Genomic DNA, 14,168 nt, shown 5'->3' on the forward strand with positions numbered 1-14,168 from the left:
TACCCACTTGGAATAAAGCCATTCTGGCTGTTGTTCCGCTATTTTCAGCATATTTTGGGCTTGCTTGAAAGGTTGTTATAGCGATGTTATGTCAATTGTTTCTCTAAAAGCTTCTCATTTTGTTCTATCAGCTGACCCCGCTGGCTGGCGCAATCCAGGGAACGATAAGGATCAGCCGGTGTATTAAACGTATAATCAACGAGTTTCTCCAGCGTCGTTGTTGCTACATGACAGCGGGTATCACTTGAAGCGTAATAGATAAAGACTTCTTCCTTCTCATTGACCACAGCACCGTTGCAGAAAATAACATTGGACACATCGCCTACCCGCTCATCGTCATAAGGAGCAATGAAGTGGCCGCCCGGCTTGGCAATAATACGCGCCGGATCATTCAGATCCGTTGCGAAAGTGTATAACACATAGCGCAGGCCTGCTGCGGTGTTCCGAACCCCGTGAGCAATGTGAATCCAGCCACGATCCGTCTTAAGCGGAGCAGGGCCCTGACCGTTTTTGACCTCATATACCGTATGATATTGCCGTTCGTCGATAATCGCCTCTTCATGAATGACAGGGTTCAAGATGTCCTCACACAGACCAAAGGCGATTCCGCCGCCGCTGCCTGTCGAGATGAATCCGTCCTGTGGACGGGTGTAGAAGGCATACTTTCCATCCACGAATTCCGGGTGCAATACAACATTACGCTGTTGAGGGGAATTCGTTGTGATGTTGGGCAACCGTTCCCAGCTTGTAAGATCCCGTGTACGAACCAGTCCTGCCTGTGCAACTGCGCTGGATGTATCAAAAGCAGGAGCCTCTGGGTCTTTGCGCTCCGAGCAATAGATGCCATAGATCCAGCCATCTTCATGTTGAACAAGGCGCATATCATACTGATTGGTTTCATCCGCATCGATATCATCCCAGACCAATGGTTTACCCGTGAAACGGAATCCGTCAATTCCATTGCCACTTTCGGCGAGCGCAAAGATTGATTTGCGATCCAATCCTTCCGTACGAATAACCATGACGTATTTGCCATTGAAATAGATGGCTCCCGGATTCAACGTCGCATTAATGCCCAGGCGTTCCATGAAATGCGGGTTCGTCGTCTCATCCAGATCGAATCTCCAATGCAGCGGTACATGATGGCGAGTGATAACCGGATATTGGTACCGATCATATATGCCGTTGTAGAAGGAAGAATTGATCTCATTGGGGCGACTAAGTAGCTGTTCCTGTTTCTCCAGTAACTCCTTGTATTTTGGGTGTATCATTCTGATCCCATCCTCTCAATTAGTTCAATACAGAATCTGCTATTGTGATACGGGCATTTCCAGGGTCCTGCGATTTCGCTCTGATCCGGTGTGCCGTTTCCGTCCACCGACCAGTACCATTCCCCGCCGGCACGCTGATCAATGATGTTTCCTTTTGTATAGGTCCACAAGCGTTCCACTCTCTCCAGAAACAGTGGATCACCTGTACGCTGATACGCGTTATAGAAACCGACCATGGCCTCTGCCTGAACCCACCAGATTCGCTTCTCATCGATATGTTCACCTTCTTGTTCATTGAGCAGGGAACCATCCGCATTCACGGCTACTTTGGAGATGTTATAGGCGATATCTGTAACCATCGCCGCATACTTCGGATGTTGCTTCATCCCCAGAACTTTCAGTGCTTCGTCAATCAGCCAGCTGGCTTCAATGTCATGTCCGAACGAGCGCAGGTCAATGATGGACTCCCACTGTTTGTTGAAAAATACCCCGAGAAACTTGGTGTCTTGGTCATACACACGTTCATACAAAATTCCGAGCAGGCGTTCCAGCGCCGCCTTCACTTGTTGATCCGGCCACACGCGATAGAGCGTGGTGTAGGCCTCCAGCACATGGATATGCGTATTCATTGTGTAATCCGCAATCACCCCATTTTCGCTCAGCATTTCATTAGGCTGTTCCTTCCATGTGCGATCAAATTGTTCCTTGTACGCAGGTAGTTCGGCATCCAAACCTTTGTCCTCGATTAGTGCAAAAAGCGTTTTCGCAAGTTCCAATGCAGAAGCATCCCCGGTAGCACGATAGTACTCACTGAGTGAATACACGCCGAATGATTGCGTATACACATGTTTGCTCGTATCAAGTGCTTCCCCTGTGTAATCTACCATCCAGTACATACCGCCATATTCGGTATCCATCACATGGTCAGCGAGAAAACGATAGGCGTGCTCCGCGTGATCGCGCCATCTTTCGTTTCCGGTAACCCGATAGGCTGCTGCAAAAGACCAGAGTTGCCGTGCCGTGGCGATCCCGCCTTTGGGTGCCTGTTGATTAACCTGAAGATCATTGTCAACCCAGCCGTAGAACCCACCGTGGGTTGTATCTTTAAGGTTGGACCAGAAGGGTAAAATCTGCTTTTCCCAATGCGCCTTAATCTCAGATTGAAGTTCGGTTGTTTTTGTATTCATAAGTGAGCGCTCCTTCAACGTGTTACATAAATCTTAATATATAAATTGAACTAAAGAATATTTACAATGGCCACTCCGATGACAGAATAACCTTCCGATCGCTGTTATCCCCAGATTTTTTTTGATTCCTCGTTATAAGGAGAAAATCCGGGGATAAAGGCGAACGCTCCACTTCTTCAGGTTCTTTCTGTCCTCTACGTTTCATGTAAATGTTTAATCAATTCATATAATTAAGTTATCGGTAACTTTATTAGTCCATATTAGTGCTCTGAAAAACAGATGTCAACGAAATGCATCGCAATTTTTCTTGTTAAGTTATAAATAAATGAATTGACAGGTAAGCGTTACCATAATAGAATTCATTTTGTAACCTTAACGATAACTTAATTAAATTAAGAGAGGGGTCGAAACAATTGAGAAAAAACAAAGGTTGGATGATGTTGCTGACGATGCTGCTCATCACTTCGCTACTTGCTGCATGTTCATCCGGAGGTGGATCTTCGCAGGCAGGGGAGGAGATCAGTACAGATCCGGCAGATATCAAGGGTGAGATTACTGTCCTTACACAACGTACAGATATTGTGGATACGGTATTCAAAGACTACGCTGCTGAGTTCAATAAGGAATACCCGGATGTTAAAGTGAACTTTCAGGCTCTGGCCGACTACGAAGGACAAGTGAAGATCCGTATGAGCACCAAGGATTATGGTGACGTACTGATGATCCCGACCAGTGTTCCGATCGCAGATATCCCGGACTTTTTCGAGCCGCTCGGCACGTACGATGAGTTGAAAGACAAATACACCGCCATTGAAGAACGCATGGTGGATGGTCAGGTCTACGGTATCCCTACCGTAATTACGTTCTCTGGAATCATTTATAACAAACAGGTGTTTAAAGACGCAGGTATTATGGAAGTTCCCAAAACACCGGAGCAATTCCAGGCTGCGCTTCAACTGGTCAAAGACAATACAGATGCGGTTCCGCTTTACACCAACTATGCATCCGGCTGGGCTCTCACCCAATGGGAATCGGATCTGCCAACCGTTGCAGGCAGTGTGGATTACGTTAACGTGGACCAACCGAACACAGATGAAAACTTTGTGCCTGGTCAGCCGCACTATGAACTATATAAAGTGCTCTATGATGCAGCCAAGAACGGTTTAATCGAGAAAGATCCAACGACAACCGACTGGGAAAGCTCCAAAGCGGATCTCGCCAAAGGCAAAATTGCTACGATGGCACTGGGCTCTTGGGCGATCACACAGATCCAAGGCATGACGGATACCCCGGACGACATTGGTTTCTTACCTTTCCCAACCAATGCAAGTGAGGTTGTGGTTCCGCTCTCCGCCGACTATAACATCGGCATGAACGTGAATAGTGAGAACAAACCTGCTGCCAAAGCCTGGATTGACTGGTTCCTGACGAAATCGAACTACGCAGTTGAACAGGGTGGCGGTATGGATGCGGACAAGAATGCTGAATTACCACCGATTTTGGATCAATATAAAGACGTTCAATTCTCCACACTCACGCCTGCCAAAGAAGGTCAGGAAGGTCTGGTCGACAAGATTGATAACGAAGGCGAAATCGGTCTCTGGCAGCCTGACTTCAAGAAACGCATTATCGAAGCAGGTATTGGGAACCGCAAAGAATCGTATGACGACATCATGAAAGATCTGAACGACAAGTGGGTAAAAGCAAGAGCAGAACTCACGAAATAATGGGATTAACGTAAGTGGATCAGGTGATGAATGGACTGCGGGGATATAGGAATCCATATATGAATGGAGCATGGAGTATGTGGTGTCTGAAAGCATGATACCCATGCTCTTCCCCCGGCAGTGTTCCACCAGGATTCCATTGGACGGGAGTCTTTCGATATATAGGCGGGAGAACCGCTTGGAGGTGTGGAGAGCATGAAGTACTTAAAACTTTCGAATTGGGGTTACTCAGCGCAACGCATATTTATCATCTGTGCCTTCTCAATTATTCCGCTGGCGTTGCTGTTCACGTTTGCATACTTACCGGTCATCAACATGTTCAAATACAGTTTCACCGATTGGAATGGATACAGCAAAAGGTTTGATTATGTTGGGTTTGAGAACTATACGCGCATATTCAGTGATCCCGAATACTTCAAAGTATTTATTGTGAGCTTGTACTACTTCGTGGCTACGTTCTTACAGATGGGCTTGGCGCTTTACTTTGCCACGATTCTGAGTTTCAAAGTCCGAGGCAAAAACTTTTTCAAAGGCATACTGTTTTTCCCTTATTTGCTGAATGGGGTAGCCATCGGTTTTATCTTCCTCTTTTTCTTCAAACCGGACGGTACACTCGATATGCTCATGCATGCTGTAGGGCTGGGACAATATACGCAGCTCTGGCTCGGTAATCCGAATATTATTAACGTGTCACTCGCAGGTGCATCAGTATGGAGATACATGGGCTTCAACTTTATCATTTTCCTGGGTGCAATCTCCTCCATTCCGAAGGATGTGTATGAAGCATCCGATATTGATGGCGCCAATCGCTGGCAGCAATTCCGCCACATCATCCTGCCAAGCATTACACGCATCCTGCAGCTCAACCTGATCTTGGCGATTAGCGGCGCAATTAGTGCGTTCGATATTCCATATATCATGACCGATGGTTCCAACGGCAGTATGACATTTGTAATCCAGACGGTTCATTTGGCGTTTAAATATGGCAAGCTGGGACTGGCATCCGCCATGGCTGTGGTGCTGCTCTTGATCGTTATTCTTGTTACGCTCGTGCAGCGCGTCACCATGAAAGGGGAGGAATAAACGTGACACAACTCAAATACACCCTTGCGAGCGTGGTTAAATATGCTTCCCTGGTGCTTGCGGCGTTTATCGCACTGTTACCCATCGTGGTTATCCTGTTTGCATCTCTCAAAACGAATGCGGAATACGCGACCAGCAGCCCGCTTGCCCCGCCAGCCAACTGGCTGAACTTTGCGAACTATACAAAGGCTTTTGTGGATGGCAATATGCTGGTTGGTTTCAAAAATACAATTATTATCCTGGTCATCTCTATTATAGGAGCGACCTTAACGGGCTCCATGATCGCGTATGTGCTGGATCGGTTCAAATTCAAAGGCAAGAAGATCATGGTCGCGGCATTCCTGCTCGCTACCCTGATTCCAAGTGTTACAACACAGGTCGCCACATTCCAGATCATCAACGCGCTCGACCTGTTCAACACACGCTGGGCCGCCATCGTCATGTACCTGGGTACAGATATCATCGCGGTTTATATTTTCCTGCAATTCCTTGGCTCCATCTCAAGTGCACTGGATGAATCCGCCATGCTGGACGGCGCTTCGTACTTCACGATCTACTGGAAAATCATTCTGCCACTGCTGAAACCGGCCATTGTAACAGTCATTATCGTGAAGGGTGTGAACATCTATAACGATTTCTACACACCGTTTCTGTACATGCCCAAGACCGATCTACAGGTCATATCCACTGCCTTGTTCAAATTCAAGGGACCTTTCGGATCGCAGTGGGAAGTCATCAGCGCCGGCATCATGATCGCCATTATACCAACCATGATCATCTTCCTGTTGTTACAGAAGTACATCTACAATGGCTTCGCGCAAGGCTCAGTTAAATAAAAAACGAGAGGCTATATGAAATGCATAAGAGAATGCACAGGAACGAAGAGGACAGAAAAAAGCTGGAGAAACGGAGTGGTCGCATTTATCCCCGGATTTCCCCCTTTTATAAGGAATCAAAAAAATCTGGGGATAACGGCGATCGGAAGGTTGTTCTGTCATCGAAGTGGTCTAGTGTAATTTTAGTATTCATTTCATAAAGCCTAACCGAAGGGAGAAATGAAAATGTCAGTTGCTGAAACGAAAAACGTACACATTGTTGGGGATGCTTTGCCGAATATGCCGTGGGAGGCCAAACCGGAGGGAACCGAAGGCCCGGTATGGAGACATTCGGCGAATCCAGTCGTGCCGCGTAACCCGGTGAAGGGTGTTGCCCGCATTTTCAACAGCGCCGTTGTTCCATATGAAGGGAAATTCATCGGGGTATTCCGTGCTGAAACCGTTAATGGCCGTCCGCATCTTCACATGGGGGCGAGTGAGGACGGTTTGGAGTGGACGATTGAAGAAGAGCGCATTGCATTTGTAGATGAAAATGGCGATCCGTTTATGCCGAACTATGCGTACGATCCACGTTTGGTCAAAGTCGAAGACACGTATTACATCATCTGGTGTACAGACTTCTACGGTGCAGCACTGGGCCTGGCCAAAACAGATGACTTCAAAACATTTGTCCGCCTCGAAAATCCAATGCTGCCGTTTAACCGGAATGGCGTGTTGTTCCCGCGCAAAATTAACGATAACTATGTCATGTTGTCCAGACCAAGCGACAGCGGACATACGCCATTCGGGGATATTTTTCTGAGCGAAAGCCCGGATCTCGTGTACTGGGGCAAGCACCGTCATGTGATGAGCAAAGGCGGTCAGGGCTGGTGGCAATCGGTCAAAATTGGCGGCGGTCCTGCTCCAATCGAAACGTCCGAAGGCTGGCTGATGTTCTACCATGGCGTAACTGGAACCTGCAACGGATTCGTCTATAGCATGGGTGCGGTCATTTTGGATCTGGATGAGCCATCCAAAGTAAAATATCGTTCTTCTAACTTCGTACTGACACCTGAAAAATGGTACGAAGAACAAGGATTCGTTGATAACGTCATCTTCCCGTGTGCAACGCTGCATGATGCAGAGACCGGACGTATCGCCATCTATTACGGCGCTGCCGATACGTATGTGGGCGTGGCTTACACCACCATCGAAGAGATCGTGAACTATGTGATCGAGACGGACGAAGTCATCGCCGGGGATCACGAGGAAGGCAAGCTGTAATCGAAGTGAAACAAATTTTTTAAAATCTGAAATTTACACAATAACGGAGAGTGCGGAACCAATCTGAAGAAGCGAAGTGGTCGCATTTATCCCCGGATTTCTCCCTTGTATAAAAGGGATTGACAGAAATCTGGGGATAACGGCGATCGGAAAATGGTACTGCAATCGTAGTGAAAGTGTACACATTCGGTCATTCTTTTTACATTAAGTGAACAGAAACATTGGGGAGCAATGCATATGGATTATATCAAAGGATTTACATTTGGCTGGATGAGTGGCAAGGGAGACTTCCGCAAGCCGGAGGCCAAAGAATCCTTGCGCCTGATGGCTGAACGTACAGGCAGTTCACATGTTATTTTTGCACTGGCGGCACATCAGGATCATCCGCAGGCGGTAGAGGTCAAGTATCGGGGTGAACATCTGGTCGAGGATGATGAACTGGTCGACATGATTCGTTATGCCCGTACACTCGGGCTGCGTGTCATTCTGAAACCAACCGTCAACTGCACCGATGGCACATGGCGTGCTCATATTAACTTTTTTGATATCGATGTGCCTTGTGAGCCGAAGTGGAAGGATTGGTTCCGCAGCTACACGGCATTTCAGAAGCATTATGCAGCGATTGCAGAGCAGGAAAAGTGTGAGATGTTCATTGTAGGCTGTGAGATGGTGCAATCCGAGCGTCGGGATCAAGAGTGGCGAGAGGTGATCGCCGGTGTGCGTGATGTGTACACGGGACTGGTGTCATACAACACGGACAAATATCAGGAAGGTCATGTGAAATGGTGGGATGCAGTGGACGTGATCTCTTCCAGTGGGTATTACCCTATCGGAGACTGGGAGACACAGCTGGATCGAATCGAGCAGGCGATTGCTCCTTATGGCAAACCCTTTTTCTTTGCGGAAGCAGGCTGTCCCAGCCGCAATGGATCAGCCCAGGTACCGAACGATTGGGGGCTGGAAGGCGAAGTCAGCGCGGAAGAACAGGAGCGTTTCTATGAGGCCATGTTCCGACATGTTAGTCAGCGTGACTGGGTACGCGGATTCGGTCTGTGGGATTGGAGTGCACATCTACACGCGGAGAAGGATGCACTGACCGATGACGGATATGGAGTTTACGGCAAGCCTGCGGAGAAGGTTATTCGTCGGTTCTATGAAGGCATCGCTGTAGAAGTTTAAACGAGAAACAAGAAGGTGTATGTGAGATGAATCTTAGTGATATATCTCTATATGTACTTTCGTGATTTCCATGCTGTGAGCAAGGAATAGCAGATTATGGTGGAGCTCATTTTTCCAGTTGTAATTTACATTCAGATCAAGAAGCCTTTCCTCCCACAGGAAAGGTTCTTTGGCTATATTAGTAACAACACATACCATGTCGAATTTTATTGACAAAAGGAGGACTCCTGCCTATTCTTAATGGATGAATATGAGAATCATTATCATGAAATAGAGAAAAGGGGTTCAACATCCATGTCTGTACAACATCGCAAATCTTCGGCGCTCACACTGGCAACTATGCTCTTGTTGCTATTGGTTATCGTGGGCTGCAGCAATACAGGAAGTGCAGATAAATCCTCATCTGCTGCTTCGGATCAAACATCTACGAAGTCGATTACGATGTCATGGCCACGTGATATCGGTACAATGAATCCGCATACGTACAATCCTTCGCAATTATTTGCCCAATCCATGCTCTATGAGCCACTGATCAGTTACCAGAAGGACGGAAAACTGGAACCTGCGCTGGCAGAATCATGGACTATCTCCGATGACGGCAAAGTATATACATTCAAGCTTCGCCAAGGTGTGAAATTCTCGGATGGTACGCCATTTAATGCTGAGATTGTGAAAAAGAATTTTGATGCTGTAATGAAAAATAAAGACACACATAGCTGGCTGGGCATTGTAGGCGTGCTCGACAAGACGGAGGTTGTGGACGACCAGACTTTCCGACTGACACTCACAGAGCCGTATTATCCTGTTCTTCAGGATTTGTCGGTGGTTCGTCCTTTCCGCTTCCTGGGTGAAGCTGGATTCCCGGATGACGGAGATACATCCCAAGGCATCAAAGAGCCGGTTGGAACGGGCCCGTGGATGCTGGCTGATTACAAGCAGGACGAATATGCTGTTTTCAAACGCAACCCGAATTATTGGGGAACAGCACCGAAGGTAGATCAGATTACGGTTAAAATCATTCCTGACGGTGAAACCCGTGTACTTGCTTTTGAAAAAGGTGATCTCGATCTGATCTACGGTGAAGGTGTGATCAGTCTGGATGCGTTCCAACAGCTGCGTGACAATGATGAATATGTGACCCAATTGTCTGATCCGGTAGGCACTCGTAGCTTGCTGCTGAACTCTTCCAATCCAAAGCTGTCCGATGTCAGAGTACGGATGGCGCTCCAGCAAGGGTTTAACAAACAGGCGATGGTGGAAGGTGTCACTTCCGGTTTGGAAGAACCAGCCGATACCGTATTGTCCAAAAACTATCCGTACACCAATGTAGACTTGGAACCGATCACGTATGACGTGGAAAAATCCAAAGCTTTACTGGATGAAGCAGGCTGGAAGCTGCCAGCAGGTGGTACGGTTCGTGAGAAAGACGGTCAGCAGCTTGATTTCGAGATGATTTTTGACAAGACAGACCCGATTCAGAAAGCGATGGCTGAGACCATTCAGGCGGAATGGAGCGAGCTTGGGGTTAAAGTAAATCTCACTGGGCTGGAACTTACGGTTCAGATCAAGCGTTTGAAAGCCAATGATTTCGACCTGTATTTCTGGTACAACTATGGTGCGCCATATGATCCACATTCCTTCATTAACGTTGTAGCGAGCCCTGGATTTGGGATTTCCGAGACCCTGAGTGCGTTGCCGATGAAAAAGGAACTGGACGATCAGGTGCATGCAGCCCTTTCATCCACAGACGAGATGAAACGCCAAGAGCTATATGGCTCCATCTTGAAGACACTTCAGGAGCAATCGGCGATCGTACCGATCTCTTATATTAAGAAAACGGCTGTATATCAGAAGAAAATCTCCAACTTTATTTTCCCGGCGAACCGTGATGAAAATCCGTTTGTGGGCATTGAATTAGGCAATTAATAAGTAGTGACTTTGAGAGTGTTAAGGTCATGTAGCTTGATAAAAGGGAGGAACGTTTGGTGATCGGTTATATTGGTAAGCGAATGATCGCGATCATTCCTATCGTTTTTATCGCTACACTTGTGACCTTTGCGCTTATTCATATATCGCCGGTTGATCCGGCCGAGGCTTATCTGACAGCCGCTCATATCTATCCAACACCGGAGCTGCTTGCGCAAAAGCGGCATGAGTTCGGTCTGGATCAGCCTATGTTAACCCAATATGTGCATACGATTCAGAAGATTGCCAAGCTCGACTTCGGCACCTCATATCTCACGAATAAACCGGTATGGGATGAAGTGAAATTAAGGCTCCCGGCTACGGCTGAACTAGCCTTCTGGAGTATATTGTTATCGGCTTTGGTGAGTATTCCTTTGGGAATACTGGCTGCGGTGTATAAGAATAGCTGGATTGACATGGTCAGCCGTGCGATTTCCTATTTTGGAGCATCTATTCCGCAATTCTGGCTCGGTTACCTGCTGATCTTCTTTTTCTCGGTGAAGCTGGACTGGCTCCCTGTGGAGGGGCGTGGATCGTGGGAGAATCTGGTTCTGCCTACGATTACACTCTCCTTGATTCTTATTGCGATCTACACCCGATTGTTGCGTTCCAGTGTACTGGAGCAATTGCAGGAGACATATGTACAGTATGCAAGAACACGCGGAATTCGCGAAAGAGTGATTATGCTGAAACATGTCCTGAAAATCGCCATATCGCCCCTCATTACGGGGATGGGGATGAGTATGGGCAAGCTGCTCACAGGTACCATTATTGTGGAGCAAGTGTTTTCCTGGCCTGGGTTCGGACGATACTTTGTAGATGCGATATTTAACCGGGATATTCCCGTGATTCAATGTTATGTCTTCCTGGCGGCATGCCTGTTCATCGTATGCAATCTGCTCGTTGATCTGGTGCAGCTCGTTATGGACCCACGGATTTCAGCGAAAGGACGGGCAGAACATTGATAAACAAATGGCGTTCGGTATTTAAAGGACAGAGAGCCATCCAGATCTGCTCGGTGATCATATTGCTCTTCTTCGTGATTGCGATACTGGCTCCGTGGATTGCTCCTCATGACCCGGTGAAGGTGAATCTGTTGCAGAAGCTGGCGAGTCCATCGCTTGAGCATTGGCTGGGAACGGATCATCTGGGACGCGACAATCTCACCAGGCTGATGTATGGCGCGCGGGTGTCGCTTGGATTTGCTACTTTGATCTTTCTGTCTTCTTTGCTCATAGGTGTCATTGTAGGTTCAATCTCCGGTTATCTTGGTGGCTGGGTGGACAGTCTGCTGATGCGCTTGTGTGAAGGCATTATGGCGTTTCCGAATCTGGTTCTGGTGCTCGGTATTGTGGGGATTTTTGGTCCAGGTCTGATGCAGGTTCTTCTAGCGCTCATGATGGTACAGTGGGTGTATTATGCACGCATCTGTCGGAACATGGTCGTAAGTCTGAAGGAACGGAATTTTATCGCGGCGGCGCGGATTAGCGGCTCTTCTTCGTGGACGATTATTCGCAAACATATCATTCCTAACGTGCAGCGTCCCATTGTTGTGATGGGCACGCTGGAGATGGGCTGGGCGATTATGGATATATCTGCATTGTCCTTCCTCGGACTCGGTATTCAACCACCGAATGCAGAATGGGGCGCCATGATTCATGAAGGAACAGGTTATATTCGCAGTCATCCGGAGTTAATGATCTACCCAGGGGCATTGATTCTACTGGTAGTCATTACGTTCAACATTTTGGGTGAAGCATTATCTGAGCGTTATGGCATTGCAAAAAGGTAGTGGTTCGGAACCAAAGGCATATGGAGGTGAACGTAACGATGGATGATGCAGCGAAAGTACTCGAAGTTCGAGGTCTGCAAGTGAATTTTAGAACAGCGGAGGGTTCCGTCCCGTTACTTGCGCCCATTGATTTTGAATTAAAAAAAGGTCGTGTCTTCGGTCTGGTCGGCGAGAGTGGCAGCGGCAAGACCGTTACGTGTAACGCGCTGCTCCACCTGCTTGATCCGCGCAGGATGGAGGTATCGGGCAGCATCCGCCTGAATGGACGGGAGCTTGGTTCGTTGTCAGGTGAGGAGATGCGGAGCATCCGAGGCAAGGACATCGGATTTGTTATGCAGAATCCGATGAATGCTTTTACACCCGTATATACGATTGGATCTCAATTCATTGAAACTTTGCGTACGCATACGGGAATGTCGAAAGCAGCAGCCCGAGAGCGGGCGATTGCAGCCTTGGCAGACATGAACCTGCCCGAGCCGGCCAAACTGATGAAGCGATATCCCTTTCAACTGAGTGGCGGTATGTTGCAGCGGGTGATGATCGCCATATCGATGTGCCTGCGACCGGCTTTGGTTATTGCTGATGAACCAACGACGGCACTGGATGTCGTGAATCAGTTCAAGGTGCTTCAGGAATTGGATCGGCTACGTACGGAATACGGCACATCCATCTTACTCATCTCCCACGATTTGGGTGTGATCTCGCAAATGGCAGATGAAGTGGCGGTTATGCAGAAGGGACGGATTGTGGAGCAGGCAGAAGTGTACCAACTGTTCGATCACCCGCAGCATGAGTATACCCGGATGTTGTTAAATGCCAGGCCCAGTATGTCTTTGAGACGATAGCCAATGACATGTGTGATGAATCGTTCAGTAAGTGTATTTGTGGAGCGAGCGGGTATGAACTGTATTTTGAGTGGATAACGTAGGAGTGGACATGGTGATGATGTGTAATTTCGTGTCCTTCGGAGATTGCTTCTGCCAAGTACAAGAGAGGAGGATGACCTGATGCTTCAGGTACGTGAAGTAAGCCATAGCTATAGCAAACGTAATTGGCTGGATCGTTCGGGAGCTCGTCCTCCTGTGCTGGCAGACATTTCACTTACGATTGAAAAGGGTGTTTGTCTGGGACTGTTGGGTACGAGCGGGGCAGGTAAAAGTACCTTGGGCAAAATCATTCTTGGTCTGGAGAAGCCCAGCCAGGGTCAGGTTTTATTTCAAGGACAGGATATCTACCGATCCAGCAAACCCGTGCTTAAGGGATTACGACGTGATCTGCAAGTCGTGTTCCAGGACTGTTATTCGGCTGTGAATCCGCTTATGACTGCCGCGCAGATCATCGGTGAGCCGCTGGATAATTACGAGCGTTTGTCGGCAAAAGAACAACTTCGTGTGGTTGGACAACTGCTTGAGCAGGTCGGACTTACACCAGAGGATGCAAACAAGCTTCCGCACCAGTTCAGCGGTGGGCAACTACAGCGAATTAACATCGCACGAGCTATCGCGCTCAAGCCGAAGTTAATCGTACTGGACGAATCGATTAGCAGCCTGGATATGGTGCACCAGACGCAAATCCTATCCTTATTAGCGGAGCTCAGAGCATCTTATGGGTTGTCCTACCTCTTTATCACACATGACATTCGGGCCGCCATGACGATCTGTGACCGCATTGCCGTAATGGATCAAGGAAAGCTGGTTTATAGCGGTGATGCCGGGGAATCGGTAATGCAGTCGGATCATCCGGCTGTGCAGCAGCTGGTTACAGCTATTTTGCCTGAGCATCCGTCAGGTCGTATTTTGTTTGGGTAAATAACGTGTGCAAGGTTCGTAGACTATAACGAACGCAAAAAAAGGGGTGTCCCGTCT

The 14,168-nt window shown here is 47.9% G+C and carries 12 protein-coding genes; 10 read left to right on the top strand and 2 right to left on the bottom strand.

Features of this window, described 5'->3' with window-relative positions:
- Window positions 1-86: 86 nt before the first annotated feature.
- Together QF049_RS24795 and QF049_RS24800 are read right to left on the bottom strand one after the other, a co-directional pair.
- Complete coding sequence (locus tag QF049_RS24795; protein WP_307541363.1) at window positions 87-1,271, bottom strand: glycoside hydrolase family 130 protein; 1,185 nt, start codon at window positions 1,269-1,271, stop codon at window positions 87-89.
- Entirely contained in the window at window positions 1,268-2,458 is a 1,191-nt protein-coding gene (locus QF049_RS24800; RefSeq protein ID WP_307541365.1) for an AGE family epimerase/isomerase, read from the bottom strand. The genes QF049_RS24795 and QF049_RS24800 overlap by 4 nt, the downstream gene beginning before the upstream one ends.
- A gap of 413 nt (window positions 2,459-2,871) precedes the next feature.
- Between QF049_RS24800 and QF049_RS24805 the strand changes: the two genes are divergently transcribed.
- The 10 genes from QF049_RS24805 to nikE all read left to right on the top strand — a co-directional run bounded on the left by QF049_RS24805 (window position 2,872) and on the right by nikE (window position 14,111).
- On the top strand, window positions 2,872-4,185 hold the full coding sequence (locus tag QF049_RS24805; protein WP_307541367.1) for an ABC transporter substrate-binding protein: 1,314 nt from the start codon (window positions 2,872-2,874) through the stop codon (window positions 4,183-4,185).
- 195 nt (window positions 4,186-4,380) lie between these two features.
- Window positions 4,381-5,268 carry a carbohydrate ABC transporter permease gene (locus tag QF049_RS24810; protein WP_017691677.1) on the top strand — a complete coding sequence of 296 codons (888 nt, stop codon included), beginning with the start codon at window positions 4,381-4,383 and terminating at the stop codon, window positions 5,266-5,268.
- A gap of 2 nt (window positions 5,269-5,270) precedes the next feature.
- On the top strand, window positions 5,271-6,104 hold the full coding sequence (locus QF049_RS24815) for a carbohydrate ABC transporter permease (RefSeq protein WP_124116727.1): 834 nt from the start codon (window positions 5,271-5,273) through the stop codon (window positions 6,102-6,104).
- Between the two features lie 225 nt (window positions 6,105-6,329).
- Entirely contained in the window at window positions 6,330-7,367 is a 1,038-nt protein-coding gene (locus tag QF049_RS24820; protein ID WP_017691679.1) for a glycoside hydrolase family 130 protein, read from the top strand.
- Between the two features lie 237 nt (window positions 7,368-7,604).
- The gene (locus tag QF049_RS24825; protein WP_307541371.1) at window positions 7,605-8,546 is read left to right on the top strand and encodes a glycoside hydrolase family 113; all 942 of its coding nucleotides are present in this window, start codon (window positions 7,605-7,607) and stop codon (window positions 8,544-8,546) included.
- Between the two features lie 294 nt (window positions 8,547-8,840).
- The gene (gene nikA / locus QF049_RS24830; RefSeq protein WP_307541373.1) at window positions 8,841-10,472 is read left to right on the top strand and encodes a nickel ABC transporter substrate-binding protein; all 1,632 of its coding nucleotides are present in this window, start codon (window positions 8,841-8,843) and stop codon (window positions 10,470-10,472) included.
- Between the two features lie 59 nt (window positions 10,473-10,531).
- On the top strand, window positions 10,532-11,476 hold the full coding sequence (gene nikB / locus QF049_RS24835; protein ID WP_307541374.1) for a nickel ABC transporter permease subunit NikB: 945 nt from the start codon (window positions 10,532-10,534) through the stop codon (window positions 11,474-11,476).
- Window positions 11,473-12,303 (top strand): nickel ABC transporter permease subunit NikC, encoded by an 831-nt coding sequence (gene nikC / locus QF049_RS24840; protein WP_307541376.1) that lies wholly within the window; start codon window positions 11,473-11,475, stop codon window positions 12,301-12,303. The genes nikB and nikC overlap by 4 nt, the downstream gene beginning before the upstream one ends.
- A 38-nt stretch (window positions 12,304-12,341) precedes the next feature.
- The gene (locus QF049_RS24845) at window positions 12,342-13,148 is read left to right on the top strand and encodes an ABC transporter ATP-binding protein (protein WP_307543412.1); all 807 of its coding nucleotides are present in this window, start codon (window positions 12,342-12,344) and stop codon (window positions 13,146-13,148) included.
- A 162-nt stretch (window positions 13,149-13,310) separates the two neighbouring features.
- Complete coding sequence (nikE, locus tag QF049_RS24850) at window positions 13,311-14,111, top strand: nickel import ATP-binding protein NikE (RefSeq protein ID WP_307541378.1); 801 nt, start codon at window positions 13,311-13,313, stop codon at window positions 14,109-14,111.
- Window positions 14,112-14,168 lie beyond the last annotated feature (57 nt).

The organism is Paenibacillus sp. W4I10 (genome assembly GCF_030816325.1).
GTDB lineage: Bacteria > Bacillota > Bacilli > Paenibacillales > Paenibacillaceae > Paenibacillus > Paenibacillus amylolyticus_B.